This is a genomic window from Allobosea thiooxidans, from assembly GCF_900168195.1.
Taxonomy (GTDB): Bacteria; Pseudomonadota; Alphaproteobacteria; order Rhizobiales; family Beijerinckiaceae; genus Allobosea; species Allobosea thiooxidans.
This window is the reverse complement of sequence record NZ_FUYX01000015.1, coordinates 32,950-52,204: the sequence shown is the minus strand read 5'-3', so window position 1 is coordinate 52,204 and position 19,255 is coordinate 32,950. Positions and strand designations below refer to the sequence as shown.

17 protein-coding genes are annotated in these 19,255 nt (G+C 65.8%); 13 read left to right on the top strand and 4 right to left on the bottom strand.

Features of this window, described 5'->3' with window-relative positions; genetic code table 11:
• The first annotated feature begins 123 nt into the window (after positions 1-123).
• Positions 124-819, top strand: a complete 696-nt coding sequence (locus tag B5Y19_RS21610; RefSeq protein WP_079592079.1) for a TetR/AcrR family transcriptional regulator — start codon at positions 124-126, stop codon at positions 817-819.
• Between the two features lie 265 nt (positions 820-1,084).
• Here the strand turns inward: B5Y19_RS21610 and B5Y19_RS21605 are convergent, their stop codons facing one another.
• Positions 1,085-1,777: a GntR family transcriptional regulator gene (locus tag B5Y19_RS21605; RefSeq protein WP_055728559.1), complete on the bottom strand. Its 693-nt coding sequence runs from the start codon at positions 1,775-1,777 to the stop codon at positions 1,085-1,087.
• Positions 1,778-1,893: 116 nt separating this feature from the next.
• On the opposite strand from B5Y19_RS21605, the gene B5Y19_RS21600 reads away from it, so the two are divergent.
• Genes B5Y19_RS21600 through B5Y19_RS21590 form a run of 3 tightly spaced genes read left to right on the top strand, consistent with a single transcriptional unit; the run spans position 1,894 to position 5,553 of the window.
• The gene (locus tag B5Y19_RS21600; RefSeq protein ID WP_244555676.1) at positions 1,894-3,567 is read left to right on the top strand and encodes an IlvD/Edd family dehydratase; all 1,674 of its coding nucleotides are present in this window, start codon (positions 1,894-1,896) and stop codon (positions 3,565-3,567) included.
• Positions 3,462-4,616 (top strand): Bug family tripartite tricarboxylate transporter substrate binding protein, encoded by a 1,155-nt coding sequence (locus B5Y19_RS21595; protein ID WP_244555675.1) that lies wholly within the window; start codon positions 3,462-3,464, stop codon positions 4,614-4,616. Before B5Y19_RS21600 ends, B5Y19_RS21595 begins: the two co-directional genes overlap by 106 nt.
• Before the next feature lie 19 nt (positions 4,617-4,635).
• A complete protein-coding gene (locus B5Y19_RS21590) occupies positions 4,636-5,553 on the top strand; it encodes a 3-hydroxyacyl-CoA dehydrogenase NAD-binding domain-containing protein (protein ID WP_055728562.1) in 918 nt (305 codons plus the stop codon).
• Positions 5,554-5,612: 59 nt separating this feature from the next.
• On the opposite strand, the gene B5Y19_RS21585 is transcribed toward B5Y19_RS21590, so the two are convergent.
• Positions 5,613-7,286 (bottom strand): ABC transporter permease, encoded by a 1,674-nt coding sequence (locus tag B5Y19_RS21585; protein ID WP_055728563.1) that lies wholly within the window; start codon positions 7,284-7,286, stop codon positions 5,613-5,615.
• A complete protein-coding gene (locus B5Y19_RS21580) occupies positions 7,283-8,326 on the bottom strand; it encodes an ABC transporter ATP-binding protein (RefSeq protein ID WP_055728564.1) in 1,044 nt (347 codons plus the stop codon). The genes B5Y19_RS21585 and B5Y19_RS21580 overlap by 4 nt, the downstream gene beginning before the upstream one ends.
• A gap of 112 nt (positions 8,327-8,438) precedes the next feature.
• Between B5Y19_RS21580 and B5Y19_RS21575 the strand changes: the two genes are divergently transcribed.
• Positions 8,439-9,425: an extracellular solute-binding protein gene (locus B5Y19_RS21575; protein WP_055728565.1), complete on the top strand. Its 987-nt coding sequence runs from the start codon at positions 8,439-8,441 to the stop codon at positions 9,423-9,425.
• 44 nt (positions 9,426-9,469) lie between these two features.
• Positions 9,470-10,480, top strand: coding sequence for a hypothetical protein (locus B5Y19_RS21570; RefSeq protein ID WP_055728566.1), 1,011 nt, complete (start codon positions 9,470-9,472; stop codon positions 10,478-10,480).
• A gap of 128 nt (positions 10,481-10,608) precedes the next feature.
• On the opposite strand, the gene B5Y19_RS21565 is transcribed toward B5Y19_RS21570, so the two are convergent.
• Positions 10,609-11,364 (bottom strand): IclR family transcriptional regulator, encoded by a 756-nt coding sequence (locus B5Y19_RS21565; protein WP_055728567.1) that lies wholly within the window; start codon positions 11,362-11,364, stop codon positions 10,609-10,611.
• A gap of 104 nt (positions 11,365-11,468) precedes the next feature.
• On the opposite strand from B5Y19_RS21565, the gene B5Y19_RS21560 reads away from it, so the two are divergent.
• The 7 genes from B5Y19_RS21560 to B5Y19_RS21530 all read left to right on the top strand — a co-directional run bounded on the left by B5Y19_RS21560 (position 11,469) and on the right by B5Y19_RS21530 (position 19,211).
• A complete protein-coding gene (locus B5Y19_RS21560; protein ID WP_055728568.1) occupies positions 11,469-13,169 on the top strand; it encodes a thiamine pyrophosphate-binding protein in 1,701 nt (566 codons plus the stop codon).
• 65 nt (positions 13,170-13,234) lie between these two features.
• Positions 13,235-14,047 (top strand): transporter substrate-binding domain-containing protein, encoded by an 813-nt coding sequence (locus tag B5Y19_RS21555; protein ID WP_055728569.1) that lies wholly within the window; start codon positions 13,235-13,237, stop codon positions 14,045-14,047.
• Positions 14,048-14,121: 74 nt separating this feature from the next.
• A complete protein-coding gene (locus tag B5Y19_RS21550) occupies positions 14,122-14,790 on the top strand; it encodes an amino acid ABC transporter permease (RefSeq protein WP_055728570.1) in 669 nt (222 codons plus the stop codon).
• Entirely contained in the window at positions 14,775-15,557 is a 783-nt protein-coding gene (locus tag B5Y19_RS21545; RefSeq protein ID WP_079592075.1) for an amino acid ABC transporter ATP-binding protein, read from the top strand. Before B5Y19_RS21550 ends, B5Y19_RS21545 begins: the two co-directional genes overlap by 16 nt.
• Positions 15,558-15,841: 284 nt before the next feature.
• Complete coding sequence (locus B5Y19_RS21540) at positions 15,842-16,762, top strand: GntR family transcriptional regulator (protein ID WP_079592074.1); 921 nt, start codon at positions 15,842-15,844, stop codon at positions 16,760-16,762.
• A 69-nt stretch (positions 16,763-16,831) separates the two neighbouring features.
• Positions 16,832-18,202: an omega-aminotransferase AptA gene (aptA, locus tag B5Y19_RS21535; protein ID WP_176168688.1), complete on the top strand. Its 1,371-nt coding sequence runs from the start codon at positions 16,832-16,834 to the stop codon at positions 18,200-18,202.
• Positions 18,203-18,368: 166 nt separating this feature from the next.
• Positions 18,369-19,211, top strand: a complete 843-nt coding sequence (locus B5Y19_RS21530; protein ID WP_055728572.1) for an alpha/beta hydrolase family protein — start codon at positions 18,369-18,371, stop codon at positions 19,209-19,211.
• The last annotated feature ends 44 nt before the right edge of the window (positions 19,212-19,255 follow it).

Sequence of the window (19,255 nt, the reverse complement as noted above, 5' to 3'; positions counted from 1 at the left end):
CGACTCGCGATAATGGCATATCGAGAGCGTTGCGCCGGCGGCGGCAGTCGCGCACAATTCCGAAAGACCGACCGTCGGTCACTTTACAGACCGACGGTCGGTCGTCAAGCGAAAGCGTGCTGCATGCCCCGTATCGTGAAATCGGCCGATGATCGCAGGAACGAGATCCTCGATGGCGCACAGGCGCTGTTCTTCGAGCGCGGCTACGAGCGCACGACCGTCAACGACGTGATCGCCAAGGTCGGCATCTCGAAGGGCGGCTTCTATCACCACTTCAAGGCCAAGGAAGATCTGCTGGAAGGGATCACCGCCCGGCTGGCGCGGGATGCCGTCGCGCGCGTCCGCGATATCCTGGACGACCCTGCGCTCAGCGCCCTGGAACGGCTGAACGGCTTCATGGCGCGCTCCCGCAGCATGAAGCTGGCGGATGCGCCAAAGTTCCGAGCCGCCTTCGACGTGGTCTTCCGGCCTGAGAATCTGCTGCTCTACCACCGGATCAATGCCGCCTCGATCGCGGTCATGCGGCCGGTGCTGACCGGGATCATCGCGCAGGGCAAGGCCGAAGGTGCCTTCACCGTAGCCGATCCCGAGGTCGCCGCCGAGATCATCCTCCATCTCAACGCCAGCAGCCACGACGCGGTCGCGCGCACCATCGACGCCATGGGAACGGCGGAGGAAGACGCCGCCATCGAGGCTCTGGATCAGCGCTTCCAGTTCCAGGGCATCGCGATCGACCGCATCCTCGGCCTGCCGGACGGCAGCCTGACCATCGTCGAACCCGGTTTCACCCGCGCGGTGATGACGGCGCGCCAGGCATAGAGCGCCTTCCTCCCGGGACTGAGCTGTCTATCGAGCGCGGAATCGGTGAGGTTCGCCAAGTCCGAAAGCCGAGCACCATCCTTGCGGGCGCCGCGAAGGCAAGCCTCCGGCTGAAAAGCTCAGTATGCAAGCGATCGCACCAAGGGCGGGGGCTCGCCGCCGGCCCGAGCAATGCCGGCGCCCGGCGGCAGCATTTATCCCGAGCAGTCGAAGCACGGTGTTCCGACCAGCTCGCGGCGGCAGATCCTGATCATTCCGGAAGACATTAACGTGCGATGGTCTTCGAGCGCGCGAAACGCGCCTCTGCCGCTGCGATGTAAGCATCTCGCGACGGTCCGAGGTGCTTGCGGCAAAGTGCGACCAGCCGGGCCCGATCTCCGGCCCTGATCGCTTCGATCATGCCGAGATGCTCGTCGCGCGCGAGCGCCAGGTGCTCCGCGCTCGCAGCCGTGATCGAACGCGCGCCATGAACCTTCTGAGCCATGGCCTGGATCAGTTCGACGAGATGAGGATTGCCGCAAGCGGCGAACAAGGCCTCGTGGAAGATCATGTTGGCGCGGAAAGCAGCGCGGGCGTCGCCGGAGGCGACGGCCGCACTGTGGGCGTCCTGTATCTCCTTCAATCGCGACAGCAGCCGATCCGGCGCCGGCATGGGAATCTGCTCGGCGGCGAGCGTCTCCAACGCCTCCCGCACCGAGTAGATTTGCCGGACCTCGGTCGGATCCAGCAGCCTCACGAAGGCGCCCCGATTGGGCACGCGCTCGACCAGCCCGACCCGTTCAAGTTCGGCCAAAGCCTCACGCACGACATGGCGCTTCACGCCCAGGCGCTCGGCCAGTTCCTCCTCGACCAGCCGCTCGCGCGGCATTAGCCAGCCCAGCACGATCTCCTCTTCCAAGGTGGCGGCGATGCCACGGGCGCGGTCGGTCGTCTGAAGCTTCAACACAGTCGTCTGCATCCCAGATTATTACTCTTCAACAGAATTGTTGACAATCATGGCGACGATCTGTTTCCCATGGAGCCATGACAAAGCGCGACGATGATATCTCATCCTCCGAAACGACGGCACGCGGCATGCGCCGCAATCTTGCGACCTATGGCGACCCCGGCTTCTCCCTGTTCCTGCGCAAGGCCTTCATCAAGGCCGCGGGCTTCTCGGACGATGCGCTCGACCGGCCGATCATCGGCATCACCAACACCTTCAGCGACTTCAATCCCTGCCATGGCAACGTGCCGCGGCTGATCGAGGCCGTGAAGCGCGGCGTGATGCTGGCGGGCGGCCTGCCGATGGAGTTCCCGACGATCTCCATCCACGAATCCTTCGCCAACCCGACCTCGATGTTCCTGCGCAATCTCATGGCCATCGACACCGAGGAGATGATCCGGGCACAACCCTGCGACTCCGTGGTGCTGATCGGCGGCTGCGACAAAACGGTGCCGGCCCAGCTCATGGGCGCCGTCAGCGCCGACGTCCCGGCGATCCAGCTGATCACCGGCCCGATGCTCGTCGGCCATCACAAGGGCGAGGTGCTCGGCGCCTGCACCGATTGCCGTCGCCTCTGGGGACAGCACCGTGCCGGCCAGATCGACGAGGCCGAGATCGAAGTGCTGAGCGGACGTCTTGCGCCGACGCAGGGCACTTGCATGGTGATGGGCACGGCCAGCACCATGGGTTGCCTCGCCGAGGCGCTCGGCATCGCGCTGCCGGGCTCCGGCACCATCCCAGCCACCCATGCCGACCGCATCCGTGCCGCCGAAGCCAGCGGGCGTGAGGCGGTCAGGCTCGCCAGGGGCGGGCCGAAGCCGAGCGAGATCCTGACCGAAACCGCCTTCAGAAATGCGCTGACCGTGCTTCAGGCGATCGGAGGCTCGACCAACGGCCTCGTGCATCTGGCCGCGATCGCGCGTCGCGCGGGACTCTCGATCGACCTCGCGGAGTTCGACGCGATCGGCCGCAAGGTTCCGGTACTGATCGACCTCAAACCCTCCGGCGACCACTACATGGAGCACTTCCATTGGGCTGGCGGCGTGCCGAAACTGATGAAGGAGCTCGGCGACCATCTCGATCGCTCGGCCCCGACGATCGACGGACGCACAATCGGCGAGATTGCCGACGCAGCCGAGGACGTCCCCAATCAGAGCATCATCCGTACCGCCGCGAGCCCGGTGAAGCCGACCGGCGGCATGGCCGTGCTGCGCGGCAACCTTGCGCCCGGCGGCGCAGTGATCAAGCATTCGGCCGCCTCTCCAGCCCTGCTGAAACATACCGGGCGCGCGGTCGTCTTCGCCTCGGTCGAGGACATGGTCCGACGCATGGACGATCCTGACCTCGACGTTAAGGCGGACGACGTGCTTGTGCTGACCAATGCTGGCCCGAAGGGGGCGCCCGGCATGCCCGAGGCCGGCTATATCCCGATCCCGAAGAAGCTGGCGCAGGCTGGCATCAAGGACATGGTCCGGATATCCGACGCCCGGATGAGCGGCACGGCCTTCGGCACGATCGTGCTGCACATCACGCCGGAGTCTGCGGTGGGCGGCCCGCTCGGGCTCGTCCGTAATGGCGACATGATCAGGCTCGATGTCGCTTCCCGCGAGATCGCGCTGCTCGTCGACGATGCCGAACTCCAGCGGCGCAAGGCCGAATGGCAACCGCCCGCGCATCTCACCGAGGACACGCGCGGCTATCGCCACCTCTATCTGACCACGGTCCTGCAGGCCGACGAGGGCTGCGATTTCGCGTTCTGCTGATCAGCCACGCCCAGCCCAAATTTTCCCGACGAGGCTGGAGCCAACCGGTCCGCGACCACTCCCGGAGGAAATCCATGTTCAATCGTCGTCACCTGGTCGGCGCGATCGCCAGCCTTTCGCTGGCTCTTCCCGCTGCGGCCTTTGCGCAGCCCTATCCGCAGAAGCCGATCACGCTGATCGTGCCCTATGCTCCTGGCGGCGCCACCGACATCATCGGCCGCGTCGTTGCCGAGGAGATGTCGAACCGGCTCGGCCAGCGCATGATCGTGGAAAACCGCGCCGGAGCGGGCGGCAATGTCGGCGCTCAGGCCGTGGCGCGAGCGACGCCGGACGGCTACACGCTGATGCTCGGCGCGCTGACCAGCCACTCGATCAATATGAGCTTCGTGGCAAAGCCGGGCTTCGACCTGAAAAAGGACTTCGCTCCGGTGGGATTGGCGGGGAATGTCGGACTCGCCCTCGTCGTTCACCCATCAGTGCAGGCGAAGACGATCCCCGAGCTGATCGCACTGATCAAGGCCAGCCCCACGGACTATTCCTATGCCTCCTCGGGACAAGGCTCTCCGCAGCACCTCTCCGGCGAGCTGTTCAACCTGAAGTCCGGCACGAAGATGCCGGTCGTGCCCTATCGCGGCTCGGGGCCAGCCATGACCGACATGGTCGGCGGGCAGGTCAAGATCATGTTCGATACCATCCCTGCGGTCCTCCAGCATGTGAAAGCGGGCTCCCTGCGTGCCATCGCGACCACCGGCCGGGAAGCCTCGCCCTTCATGCCGGAGATTCCGACGGCGATCTCACAAGGGCTCGCAGGTTTCGAGGTGTCGTCCTGGTTCGGATTGCTCGCGCCGGCAGGCACGCCGCAGCCAATTCTGGACAAGTTGAACGCGGAGTTGAACGAGGCGCTGCAGAGCCCGAAGGTAAAGGAGGCCCTCGCATTGCAGGGCGTCGACCCGAAGCCGAGCACGCCCGCCGAGGCGGCCAAGCTGATTGAGAGCGAGATCGGCAAATGGGACGAGTTGATCAAGGCGAGCGGCATCAAACCCGAGTGACGAAAGCGGGTCGCAATTCATGAGCGATACAGTCAAGAGCCTCGCCGTCGTCGGCGCCGGCATGATCGGGGCCAGTTGGGCGGCCCTCGCCAGCGCCCATGGGATCGGCGTCTCCGCCTACGATCCAAATCCCGAGGCCGAGGTGGGCTTCCGACGCTATATCGAGCGGGCGCGGGCGCAATTGGCAGAACTCGGATTGACCGGCGCCGGGACTGTCAGCTTCTCCGCCGATCTTGCGACGCCGCTGGAAGGCGCTGACTTCGTCCAGGAGAACGGACCGGAGAACGAAGCCGTAAAGCGCAAGCTTCTCGCTGAGATCGACGAGTTGCTCCCGCCCGGGGCGATCATCGCCAGCTCGACCTCAGCGCTGGTCCGCAGCGCCATCGTCGCTGATTGTGCCCGGCCGGAGCGCGTTGTCGTGGCGCATCCGTTCAACCCGCCACATCTCGTGCCCCTGGTCGAGATCGTCGGGGCCGATCCTGAGGTGGTCACGCGTGCGGCGGCGTTCTATCGCACGCTCGGGCGGCGCCCGGTCGTGCTCAATCGGGAGATGCCCGGCCATATCGCCAACCGGCTGGCTTCGGCGCTATATCGCGAGGCCGTGCATCTGGTCGAGCAGGGCGTTGCCAGCGTCGCCGACATCGATGCCGCGCTGTGCAACGGGCCGGGCCTGCGCTGGGCTTTGATGGGACCGCACATGACCTATCACCTCGGCGGCGGCGAAGGCGGCATCGCCGGCTATCTTGCCCATCTCGGACCGAGCCAGGTGCGGCGCTGGCAGTCGCTCGGCAGTCCGTCGCTCGACATGGATGTCCAGACGAAGATCGTTGCGGGCGTAGCCGAAGAAGCGGGCGGCCGCTCGATCGCCGAGCTCGAGGCGCGCCGCGACGAGGGCCTGCTCGCCCTGTTGAAGGCGCGCACGCTGGTCAGCGAGTAACGGACCCCGATACGACCGAGGCGACGTCACGCACCGCACGCCGGTACCATGCGTTGCGCCTACAGCAAGGCGCGTTCGTCGCGCCCCAAGAGGCGGAAGGCCAGGTATATGGCACTGCCGCTGAGCACGAGCAGGATCGTCGATAGCGACGCCGCCGTGCCGTAGTCGCCGTCATTGATCGCAATGTAGATCTTGACCGGCATGGTGATGGTACCGCCGACATAGAGCACAAGTGACGAGGAGAGCTCGTTGACCGCCGTCACGAAGGACAGCATCGCGCCGGCGACGATGCCTGGCAAAATCAATGGAATGGTGACACGCAGGAAGGCCTGGGCCGGGCTGTATCCGAGCGAGATCGCCGCTTCCTCCATGCTGGGTCCAACCTGCCTCAGCGCCGCCGCCGAGGAACGTACCGCATAGGGCAAGCGGCGGATGAAGATGGAGAGGATGATGATCGCCGCCGTGCCGGTCATCACCAGCGGCGGCGTGTTGAAGGCCGCGATGAAGGCGACGCCGACAACGATTCCCGGCATGACATAGGGCACCATCAGGGTCGCATCGAGCAGCGAACTCTGGGTTGTGTTGCGCCGAGCGACCAGGCAGCCGATCAAGGTGCCGACGACCACGATCAGCAGGACGGACGCGCCCGAGAACAGGAGCGAGTTGCGCACGACATCGCCGAGCGTGGCGATGATGCGGCTGTAGCTTTGGAGACCGAAGCCGGGCTGGAACACCGGCCCGTTCGTCTTCCTGATCGAGTAGATCGCCGCGATGATCGCCGGCATCGCACCGCCGAACGCGATGAAGTAGACCGCGGCATGGGCCGCGACATTGGCGAAACCCCGCAGCCGGATCTTCTCGGGCCGGTTGATCAGGTTGCTGTGGTAGACGTTGCGCCGCGACATGTAGCGCTGGATGAAGACGAAAACCATCGACATCAGGATCAGCACCAGGCTGAGCGTGGTCGCCATGCCGAGATTGGAGCCGATCTCGGCGGAATAGGACGTATAGGCTTCGGTCGCCAGCACGTTGAAGCCGCGCCCGAGCAGGCGCGGCGTGCCGAAATCGGCGATGGCATGGATCAGCGCCAGCAGCCCGCCGGCCGAAAGCGCCGGCAGGACCAGCGGAAACGAGACCTTCACCACCCGCTGAAACGGCGTCAGCCCGAGATTCTCCGCCGCCTCCTCCAGCGAGCGGTTGATGTTGGCGAGCGCGCCCGACGTCAGCAGGTAGACGTAGGGATAGAACTTGAAGGCGAAGACGATGAGGATGCCCCAGACGCCGTAGATCGGCGGCATGAAGATGCCCCAGCCCATCAGGGTCTGCCTGACGATGCCGCCCGAGCCGAACAGCACGATCCAGGAATACGCGCCGATGAAGGGTGGCGAGACCAGCGCCAGGATCGCCATCATCGAGACGAAGCGGCCGCCCGCGATCTGGATGCGGGCCATGCAGAAGGCCATGATCGAGCCGAGCAGGAGCGCGCCCGCCAGGCCGCCGAAGCCGACGATCAGCGTGTTGACGAGGGCGTTGAAGTAGCGCGCGCTGGTGAACAGCCTCTGCCAGTTGGCGAGGGTAAGCTGGCCGCTCTCGTCGCGAAAGCTGGAGACCAGGACGAGGCCGAGCGGGATCAGCAGCAGCACGATCAGGATCGCCCAGGCCGCCATTGCGACGAGCGTCCAGAAGTCCGGGCGCCAGCCGCTGTAACGGGCCGGAGAGGCGACCGCGCTCATGCCGCGAGCCCTGTCCGGACACGGCGCCCTGCAGCATCGAAGGCGTGCAGATCGGCCCGGTCGAAGCTGAGCCGGATCTCCCGGCCCGCCTCGATGGCGAGGTCAGGCGGGGGCGCAGCGATCTGCGCGACGAGCCGATGCCCCTGCGCCTTGACCGTGAGATGGGCCTCGCGGCCGAGATAGGTGAAATGCTCGACCAGGCCGGAAAAGCCGGAGGCCCCGTGCTCTGTCGCTCCCGCCTCGGCAAGGCGTAGGCGTTCCGGCCGCAGGGCCCATTGTGCCACGCCCGGCACAGCCGGCAGGCCGAAAGCCTCCGGCGACAGCAGGTTCATCGTCCCGACGAAGGAAGCGACGAAACGCGTCGCCGGCTGGCCGTAGATCTGCTGCGGCGTGCCGATCTGCTCGATCGAGCCGCCGTCCATCACGCAGATCCGGTCGGAAATGGCGAGCGCCTCCTCCTGATCATGGGTGACGTAGATCGCGGCGATGCCGATCGTCCGCTGGATGTCGCGGATCTCGTCGCGCAGGTCGAGCCTGAGCTTGGCGTCGAGATTGGAGAGCGGCTCGTCCATGAGAAGCAGGCGCGGCTTCACCACCATCGCCCTGGCGATGCCGATGCGCTGCTGCTGGCCGCCCGAGAGAGCCGCCGGCAACCGCTCGGAGAGCGCCGACAGCCGAACGGTCGCCAGCGCCTCCGCGACGCGGTCGCGGATAACAGAGGTGGCGACCTTGCGCGCCTTGAGGCCGAAGGCGACATTCTCGGCGACCGTCAGATGCGGGAAGATCGCATAGTCCTGGAAGACCATGCCGATGTCGCGCTTGTGCGGCGGCACCGCGAGCAGGTCGGCGCCATCGAGCGCTACCCTGCCCTCCGACAGTTGCGAGAAGCCTGCGATCGATCGCAGCAGGGTCGTCTTCCCGCAGCCGGATGGGCCGAGCAGCGTGAAGAACTCGCCCTTCGCGACGCTGAAGGACACGCCGTTCAGTGCCGTCGTAGCCCCGTAGCGCTTGATTGCGCCTTCCACATTCAGATACGCCATGCCGGCAAAGAATCCCCGCCCCTCCCTAGTTGCGCATGGCCGCGATTGGACGGCAAGATGGCTGTTCATCGTCGGCGTAGATCGACGCCTTGGGGGAGGATCGGGAAGCATCATGACGTCGGGCAAAAACTGGGTGGGGCGTCTCCTGCTGACGGCGGGGCTGCTGGGCGCCGCGGGCGCGGCCGTTGCGGCCGACAACAAGGTCGTCCTCTACACCGCCCACAAATCCTCGATCGTCCAGAAGATGATCCCGCTTTTCGAGGCGGAGACCGGGATCAAGGCGGAAGTGGTCCAGCTCGGCTCCAACGACGTCGTCCGCCGGGCTCGTGCCGAGGCCGCCGCGCCGAAGGCCGATGTGATCTGGAGCGCGACCGGCTCGGTGCTCGGCGAGAACGCCGACCTGCTGGTGCCCTATGCCCCCAAGGACCAGGGCGCCATCGACGAGCGTTTCGTCAGCAACTCTGCCTGGACGCCCTACACGACCGTCATCTACGTGCTGATGGTCAATAGCCGCATGGTCAAGGACGCCGACATCCCGAAGACCTGGGCTGCGCTCTCCGACCCGAAATGGAAGGGCAAGGTCGCCTCGGCCCGCGTCGACAATTCCGGCTCAGCCTTCCAGCAGATGACGACGGTGCTGACCGCCGGCGGCGACAAGGGCTGGGAGAATTACGGCAAGCTCGCCAAGAACTTCGTATTCTCGGACAGCTCCGGCGCGGTCCCGCGCTTCGTCGCCGATGGCGAGGCGCCGCTCGGCCTGACGCTCGAGGACAACGCGCTCGAATATGTCGCCGGCGGCGCGCCCGTGAAGATCGCCTATATCGAGGATGGAACCACGACCTCGCCCGATGGCGTGGCGTTGCTGAAAGGCGCACCGAACCCGGAAACGGGCAAGCGCTTCATCGACTGGGCGCTCTCGAAGAAGACGCAGGAGGCTCTGGTCAAGGAGGCCGGCCGCCGCTCGGTGCGCAAGGATGTCGCCGCTCCCGGCGATGTGAAGCCACTGTCCGAGTTGACCCTGGTCAAGCTCAAATCCGTCGAGGAGCTCGGCGGCGCCAAGGCGATGATCGAGAGGTGGCGGCAGGTGACCGGCCAGTGAAGGAGCTGCAGGACAAACGCCGACCGCTCGATTAGACGACCACGATGCAGATCGAATGCTTCAGCCTTGGCAAGCGCTTCGCCCATCCCGAGGAGAACGAGGACTGCGTCGTCATTCTGCCGGGCCGCGGCTATGCCGTGATCGATGGCGTGACCGATCGCAGCGGACGCCGCTTCGGCCCCATGCGGGCCGGGCGCTACGCCGCTGGTCTGGTGGCGACGGAAGTCACCCGTTTTCTCCTGACAGAGGATCTGAGCGCCTGCGGCGGGCAGGATCGCGTGCGCAGGCTCCTCCAGGTTCTGGGGGACGCTTTGCGTGCGGGCTATGTCGCTCATGGCCTGCAGGAACGGGCGTCAACCGATGCCACCGCCCGGATCGGCTGCACGCTGGCGCTCGGCTATCATGACGGCCCGGTGATTCAATTGGTGTCGATCGGCGATTCCGGCATCCGATTGCGCGGGAAAACCCTGGGCACCATTCACCATGTCGAGGCAAAGCCGCTCGACCGCGTGACCGCGTTGATCCGGCGCGAGTGTTGGGCTCATCTCGGCAAGATGCGCGCCGATCCGCTGTCCCAGCGCAGGATCTCGGACAATGCCGTCTGGAACGGATTGCGCGAGCCGCCCGCCGGGCTGGGTGCGGAGGCTTGCGCCACGGTGAGAGCCCATGTGCTGAATCTCTGCGACGAGGAAATGCCGACGATCTCGCGGGCCGAGATCGAGCGCCTGGTCGACAGCGGCATCAGCGGCCAGCGCGCCTTCGCCAATCATCCCAGCAGCGATCTGGGCTATGGCGTGCTCGACGGGTTCCCTCTCGCCGAGCGGCATGTGTTCACGGCGGATTATCCTGCGAACGGGATTTCGAGGCTCGAGCTTTTCAGCGACGGCTATTTCGCCGAACCGGAGGCTTTCGGCGTGGCGGCGTGGGAGGCCAGTTTCGCGGAGGTCGAGCGGATCGACCCCGACAAGATCGGCCCCTATGCCAGCGTGAAGGGCTCGACACACGACAGTTGGACCGACGACCGCACCTATCTCGGAATCGCGTTCGATCACTAAGCCGGCGACCAATCAGGTGCAGGCTTGTTGCCCAGGTTGAATTCGCGCCAGACCGCTTTCTGGCTCAGAGACTTCTGACCTGAGGCACGGCGAGAAACCGCCGTCGGAGGTCCGTCACCGCGAGCCGATCAGCGTGTCCATCTGGCGTCTCCAATGCGGGCGCCGAAATGGCGGCCAAAGGCGAGCAGCGCATCGATGATCGGCTGATCATTGCCGTCCGCCAGGGCAAACAGCGGATAGGACACGCTGACCGCGATCGAAGTACCCTTGTGCCGCTCGGTGAGGGCGATCGAGATCGCCTTGACGCCGTCGAAGAGCTCCTGATCGGAAATGGCGTAGCCGCGCAGGCGCGTCAGCGACAGCTCCTGCAGCAACGCGTCGATCGAGTGCAGCGTTTGCTTCGTCGTGGCCTGCAGCGGGCCTTCGAACAGGCTGCGAATCTCCGGATCCGGCTTGAGTGAAAGCAGCGCCTTGCCCATCGCCGCGGCATGCGCCGGCAGCCTGTGCCCCGGCTCGACGGCAAACTGGATCGGCTGCGAACCGCGCACGGTCTTGAGCACCACGACCTCGGCGCCGGAGAGCACCCCCAACCAGACCGTGTGCTGTGTCTCCCGCGCCAGGGCCTCCATTTCCCGTTGCGCCTGCTCGACGATGTCGAACTTGCGGTGGAAACCGGCGGCGAGCTGTACGGCGAGAATTCCTGCGCCGTAGCGCTGGGTTAGCGGGTCCTGCTCGATCAATCCTCCGCCCGCCAGAGAGGCCAGCAGGCGCGACGCCGTGCTGCGGTTCACCTTGAGGTGACGGCTGACGTCGCCGACCCGCAGCTCGCCGCCGGTTTCAACCATGAGCTGCAATGCGCTGACGGCCTTCTCGATCGATTTCATCCCGCCTCGCATTGCGGCTTGACGCGGCGCGCAAGCAGCGCCACGATGAATAAACAACATGTTGCACAATACGCAACACACTCAAGACGTCAAGGGAGAAGACGATGCGAGGGACGGGCGGCGCGCTGCTCTATGCGACCCTGAAGAGCTATGAGGTGAGGTGCCTGTTCGGCATGGAGGACCCGATCCACGTCTTCCACGCGGTCGACCGGTCCTATACCCGCATCGTCACCGTCCGCGACGAGAAGCATGCGGCGATCATGGCGCATGGCTACGCTCAGGTGACCGGCCGCCCCGGCGTCTGCGCCGCAACCTTCGGGCCCGGCGCGACCAATCTGATCACCGGCCTGCTGGAGGCGCAGCGTTCTTCCGTCCCGGTGATCGCGCTGGTGCAGGACCATGCGCTGCGGCTGAAGAACAAGCATGCCAGCAGCGCGCTCGATCACGCGGCGGCGCTTGGCCCCTACGTCAAGGAAGTCATCCGCATCGACATGCCCGAGCAGGCTGGCGATGCGGTGCGCAAGGCGTTCCGGATCGCGACGACAGGGCGTCCCGGGCCGGTCGTTCTGCTCTGCCCGGGCGATGTGATGGCGGCGGAAGCCGAGGCCGAAACCTGGGCGGATCCGGCCTATGCCCGATTTCCCGCCAATCGCGTCCGGGCGAGCCGGGAGGCGATCGCCGGCGCCGCACAGCTGCTGGCAGCGGCGCAGCGGCCGCTGCTGATCGCCGGCGGCGGCTCGATCATCTCGGGCGCCGAAGAGGAAATCCGCATCCTGGCGGAGCTGTTCGACATGCCGGTCGCGACGACGATGACCGGACGCGGCGCCATCCCAGATTCTCATCCGCTCGCGGCGGGGCCCCTCGGCTCGACCACGGGCGGGCGCTATGGCCGCGGCCGCATCTCGAACACGCTGTTCGCCGAGGCGGATGTGGTCTTCGTTCTCGGCTCACGCACCGGGCAGATCTGCTACAGCGACTGGTCGCTGCCGAAGCCGGGCAGCAAGCTGATCCATCTCGACATCGATCCGGCCGAGATCGGCCGCAATTTCGCGACCGATGTCGCCATGGTCGGCGACGTCCGCGACACGCTGCGCGACCTGCTGGCCCATTGCGCCGATCACGGGCTCGCGCGCACCGATGCGGCGAGCCGCGAGCGCCTCTACGCCCTGACCTGCGACTGGCGTGAAGAATTCTCGCCCGTCGCCGAATCCGACCAGACCCCGATCCGGCCGGAACGGCTGCTCGCCGAGATCTCGGCGCGGACGGACGAGAAGACCCTGATCGTCACGGATGCGAGCTACGTCACCGGCTGGGCGATGAGCCATATCGACGTACCGAAGGCCGGCCGCTTCATCCTTTCGCCGCGCGGCACCGGCGGCATCGGCTGGAGCCTGCCGGCGGCGATCGGCGCCAAGATGGCCGATCCCTCGCTCAAGATCGTCTGCGTCACCGGCGACGGCGCCTTCGGCTACGTCTTCAACGAACTGGAGACTGCTGCCCGCTACGGCATCGAGGTCCTGGTCGTCGTCTTCAACAACGGCACGCTCGGCTTCCAGCGCCACTGGGAACAGAAGGTGATGGGCCGCTATCTCGAATGCGACTTCCTCGACATCGACTTCGCCGATCTTGGCCGCGCGCTGAAATGCGAAGGCGAGCGCATCGCCGACCCAGCCGGCATCGCCGCCGGCCTTGCACGCGGCCAGGCGGCGAAGGGGCCTTACGTGCTCGATGTCCTGATCGACCCCGACGCAACGGCGCCGATCGTCGGCTTCGAGAGCATCCTCGCCGCCGACGCCGTTCACTGAAGCCGCGTGCGCAAGGAATCGAAGGGCTGCCGGAGAGACAGCCCCGAACAAGGAGGGGAAACAGCATGTTGAAACGGATCGCAGCCATGACCATGGCGGCCGCTCTCGCGGCAGCCGCAGCGCTCTCGGCGACGGCCGCCAAGGCCGGACCGACGCTGGATCGGATCATCAAGGAGAAGAAGATGGTCGTGGGCGTCGCGCCCTGGAACCGCTTCGTCCTGCTCAATCCGAAGACCGGGGAGTACGAGGGCTTCATCGCCGACGACATCCGCAATTTCGAGCAGATGACCGGGATCAAGGTCCAGTTCGTCAACACGACCTGGAGCGGGCTGGTCGCCGGACTCCAGGCCGGGCAATGGGACGTGGTTATGAGCGGTCTCGGCGCCACGCCCGAGCGCGCCACCGCCGTCGCCTTCACCGACCCGATCGGCTACCTGTCCTCGACCGCGATGGTGCGCGCCGACAGCCCGGTGCAGAATTTCGAGGATCTCGACAAAGCCGGCAATGTCGTCTCGGTCGTCACCGGCACCGCCGCCCAGCAATTCGCCCAGCGCAGCTTCAAGAACGCCAAGGTGACGCCGCTCTCCGACACCGCCGCGGCAGTGCTGGAGGTGATGCAGGGGCGCTCGACCGCCTATATCGGCGATTCCGTCTCGAACGCACTGCGCGCCGAGGAACGGCCGACCGAGCTGCGCAATGTCCGGTTCGCCCCCGACAAGACCGAGTGGACGAGCATGAACCACGCTGTGCGCTACGGCGATCTCGATCTGGTCGTGTTCCTCAACACCTATGTCCGGGCGATGCAGCTGCGCGGCTGGTACCGCAGCCTCGCCGACAAGTGGAAGCTGCCGCCCGAGCTCGCCACCGGGCCGCGCTGACCGCCCGCCAATCCGGGCCGTGTCGCGCTCGCCGGCACGGCCCCATCCGCCAGCATTTCCGGCCGGGTCAGGACATGAACTACACCTTTCAATTCGGCGTTCTCACAGATTACGGGCCATACCTCGCCTGGGGGCTGTGGCATGCGTGGTGGACGAGCTTTCCAGCCATCCTGTTTTCGACGCTCATCGGCGTCGCCCTGGCCGCGATGAGCATGTCGCGCCGCAGGCTGGTGCGCGGCGTCTCCATCGTCTTCGTCGACCTGTTCCGCACGCTGCCCGTGGTGGTGCTGCTGATCTGGATCCACTACGTGCTGCCGATCCTGACCGGCGCCTCGTTCTCGCCGACGGCGAGTTCGATCATCGCGCTTTCGCTCAACGGCGCGGCCCTCGCCTGCGAGGCCTTCAGGGGCGGGCTCGAGGCGATCCCCCAGACGCAGGCACAGGCGGCACAGTCGCTCGGCTTCTCGCGCTGGAAGGTGATGCGCTACATCACCCTGCCGCAGGCCTTCTTCGCCACCCTGCCCTCGCTGACCAATGTCCACATCACCGTGATCAAGAACGTGACGGTGACGGTCCTGATCGCGGTGCCCGAGGTGATGTTCCGTGCGCAGGAGTTGACGGTCCAGTTCTTCCGCCCGCTCGAATTCTATACCGGCGCGGCACTGCTCTATGTGGCGCTGATCTGGGGCTACACCGTCCTCATGCGGATGATCGAAAGGCTGCAGAAATGGCAACCGATCTGAAAGTGGTCCCCGCCATGCCGGCGGCGCCGGATTTCATCCGCATCCAGGATGTTCACAAATCCTATGGTGCGGTGAAGGTTCTGAACGGAATTTCGCTCGATGTTGCGGAGGGCGAGGTGCTGGTGCTGTGCGGGCCGAGCGGCTGCGGCAAGAGCACGCTGCTGCGCTGCATCAACGGTCTGGAGACGATCAATTCTGGCGCCATCACGGTCGGCGGTCGCAATGTCGGGACCGCCACACCGGGGGAATTGCAGTCGATCCGGCTCTCGACCGGTTTTGTCTTCCAGAACTTCAACCTGTTCCCGCATATGACGGCGCTACAGAACATCGCGATCGCACCGATGAAGATCCTCGGCCATTCGACGCGCGAGGCCAGGGATGAGGGGCGCAGGTTGCTCGCGCGCGTGGGGATGGCCGACAAGGCCGATTCCTATCCATTCCAACTCTCGGGTGGCCAGCGCCAGCGTGTCGCGATTGCGCGCGCCCTGGCGATGAAGCCGACAGTGATGCTGTTCGACGAGCCAACTTCGGCGCTTGATCCCGAGATGCGCGAGGAAGTGCTGCAGGTGATCCGCCAGGTCCATCACGACCACGGCATGACCATGGTCGTGGTCACGCATGAGATCGGCTTCGCCAAGAGCGTCGCCAGCCGAGCGATGCTGCTCGATGCCGGCGAAATCGTCGAAGAGGCGCCGGCCCGTGCCTTCTTCGCCAATCCGACCCAGGAGCGCACCCGGCGCTTCCTACGGGCGATCGTCAACGACTAGCCGTTCTCACCCGGCGCCAGGGACAGCCCGCTTCCGGAAGGTCCGCCTCTCCGCCAGCAGCCAATTCCTGTCTCTTGCAACGCCCGCTTCTTGGCTAACGGATGGATGGCGGCGTGTGCCTCGGCAGCCGCCGAGCCTTGTTTCGAATTAGCGGACTTCCTGCCGAACACCTCGATCAGCAATCTGGACACTGGCGATTCCGCGATGATTGCGGGATGATAGATGCAATGTTTTTTTGATGACATTAGAACGCGCCTCGTGTTCGACAGAGGTGAGACGGCGTTATGACGGAAGCGACCCATTCGGGAGAGGCGGGAGGCCGACCCAGCCGTCTTCATCTCTCGTTGGCAAGGCGCATCGCCGCGTTGGCCGCAGAGCAGCGGTGGCCCGCGGGCTTTCACCTGCGCGAAATGGAAATTGCGCGCCTGTTCGATGTGTCGCGAACACCCGTCCGTGCCGCGCTACGCGTTCTGGTCGATCAGGGAATGGCCGAGAACCGCACAAACCAAGGCTTCTTTCTGTTGCGTGACGGCGTCGACCTGGAGGCGGCAGGGCGTTCGCTGCCCGCAGCCCGGGAGGACGACGTTATCCGGGCGATCCTGCGCGATCGGGAGGCCGGCCGATTGCCCGAGCAGCTGATCGAGACGGATCTGCAGGAAATTTACGGGATCGGCCGGAGCAGCCTCCGGAAAGTACTGCTGCAACTCGCCGAAGACGGGCTGATCAAGCGCCGGAGAGGCCATGGCTGGAGCTTCGTGCCGTCGCTCGCATCGGCGCAGGCCCGCGAGGAGAGCTATCGCTTCCGCATGATCATCGAGTGCATGGGACTTCAGGAACCCGGGTTCCGCATCGACAAGCACCAGTTCCAGCGCAGCCGGGCGGCGCACGAGGCGTTCATCGCAGATCTTCATAGATCGCCTTCCGTCGAACGCTTCTTCGAGATCAACGCCGGCTTCCATGCCATGCTCGCGGCCTGTTCCGGGAACCGCTTCCTACTCCAGGCCATGGAGGCCCAGAATGCTCTGAGACGCCTGACAGAGTACGCAGATTACGGCGATTTGAGCCCTGACGCGCTGCTCAGATCCTGCCGCGAGCATCTGGCCATCCTCGACGCCCTCGAGCAGGGCGACGTCAATTGGGCCGTGGTCCTCATGCGCCAGCACCTGACCAGGCCGTCGCACGCAGAGCCGAACTCCGCCAACTGAGATCGCTGCACCGCTACCTGGGCAGCTTTTGCTCAGGTCTTACTGCGCTCGCTTGACATTGTACTTTTTATGCAAATAAATCATTTCGCCACTTCCCGAGCAGCGAGACCAACCGTGCCCGTCACTGCCGCCCGCCCCAACGACCTCGACGCCCACTGGATGCCCTTCACGGCAAACCGCCGCTTCAAGAGCACGCCACGGCTCTTTGTCGGAGCGGAAGGCAACTACTACCTGTCCTCGGACGGGCGCCGGATTCTCGACGGGATGGCCGGGCTGTGGTGCGTCAATGCCGGGCACGGCCATCCGCGCATCCGCGAGGCGATCAAGGCGCAGGTCGATGGCCTCGACTATGTTTCCTGCTTCCAGATGGCGCATCCGGACGCCTTCACCCTGGCGAGCCGCATGGTCGGCATGCTGCCGGCCGGGCTCGACCACGTCTTCTTCTCGAACTCCGGCTCGGAAGCCGTCGATACCGCCCTGAAGATTGCGCTGGCCTATCATCGTCAGCGCGGCGAAGGCGGCCGTTATCGCCTGATCGGACGCGCCCGCGGCTATCACGGCATGGGCTTCGGCGGGCTTTCGGTCGCGGGCATCAGCCGCCACCGTCGCGACTTCGGCCCGCTCCTGCCGGGCACCGCCCATCTGCCGCACACGCTGGACCTCGCGCGCAACGCCTTCTCCCGCGGCGAGCCGGATCACGGCATCGAACTGGCGGACGATCTGGAGCGCCTGGTCCAGATCCACGACGCCTCGACCATCGCAGCCGTGATCGTGGAGCCGGTCGCCGGCTCCACCGGCGTGCTGCCACCGCCCAAGGGCTATCTGAAGCGCCTGCGCGAGATCTGCGACAAGCACGGCATCCTGCTCATCTTCGACGAGGTGATCTCCGGCTTCGGACGCCTCGGCGCCTCCTGCGCCGCCGAGGCCTTCGGCGTGATTCCGGACATGATCACCTGCGCGAAGGGGTTGACCAATGGCGCGGTGCCAATGGGGGCCACGGTCGTCGGCAAGCACATCTACGATGCTTTCATGACCGGCCCGGAGTCGGCGATCGAGCTGTTCCACGGCTACACCTATTCGGGCCATCCGCTGGCTTGCGCCGCGGGTTTGGCGACGCTGCAGGTCTACGAGGAAGAAGGCCTCTTCGAGCGCGCCCGGACCATCGCAAGCCATTGGGAACAGGCGGCGCACGCGCTGAAGGGCGCGCCACACGTGATCGACGTCCGCAATATCGGCCTGGTCGCCGCGATCGAGTTCGCGCCACGCCCGGGCGGGGCCGGACAGCGCAGCGCCGAATGCGCAGAGGCCAGCTACCAGGACGGCGTCCTCGTCCGGGCCGGCGCCGATCTCATCGTGCTGTCGCCGCCGCTGACCATCGAGCCGGACGAGATCGACCGGCTGTTCGGCAGCATTCGCAAATCCCTCAACGCAATCGCCTGACACGCGGGAAACCTCGCGGGAGGTCGGGATACTGTGCCCCCCTATCCGGACGTCGCGCTGCATGCGGCGCCGTCGAGAGCAGCCGAGAGGGCGGCGCCGGGGGGCGGGAAGCCCATCACACCAAGACCGTCAGCCAGGCCTGACGGGACCTGAACGAGGATCGCCAATGCGCAAGGGGCACGGCAAGACCATCTCCTACTACCTGCTGGGCCGCACGGCGCTTGCCGCCTGCCAGGCCGATCAGCGCTTCTCCTATTGCTGCTACCTGCCCGAGAGCTATGAGGAGACCGGCACCAGGCGCTACCCGCTCGCGGTCCTCGTCCATGGCAGCCTGCGCGATGCGACCGGCCTGCGCGATCAGTTCGTCGACTTCGCGGAGGCCAACCAGTGCGCGCTGCTGGCACCGCTCTTCCCCTGCGGCATCGAGGAGCCGGGCGACACGCACAACTACAAGCGCATTCTCTATCGCGGCATCCGCTACGACCGGATCCTGCTATCGATGATCGAGGAAGTCGCCGGCATCTACCGGCTCGATACCGACAAGCTGCTGATGCATGGCTTCTCCGGCGGCGGGCAGTTCGTGCACCGCTTCTTCTACCTCTATCCGGAGCGGCTCGCCGGCGTGTCGATCGGCGCGCCCGGCGTGGTGACATTGCCGACGCCGGACAAGCCCTGGTGGACCGGCACCGGCGACATGAAGGCGATCTTCGGGCGCGAGCCCGACTTCGCCGCGATGCGCAAGGTCGCCATGCAGATGGTGGTCGGCGGGGACGACATCGAGACCTGGGACGTGACCGTGGCGCCGACATCCTCCAACTGGATGGAGGGGATCAACGAAACGGGCGTCACCCGCGTCGATCGCCTGCGCTCGCTCGAGGCGGCGTTCCAAGCGCTCGACATCCCCGTGCGCTTCGATGTCGTGCCCGGCGTCGAGCATGTCGGACATCTCGTTCATCCGCCGGTGAAAGCGTTCTTCACCGACGTGCTGCGCAGCCGCAAGCGGGAATAGCCGCGGCCGCGATCGACGATTTCCGCGGTGACACCGGAAAACCG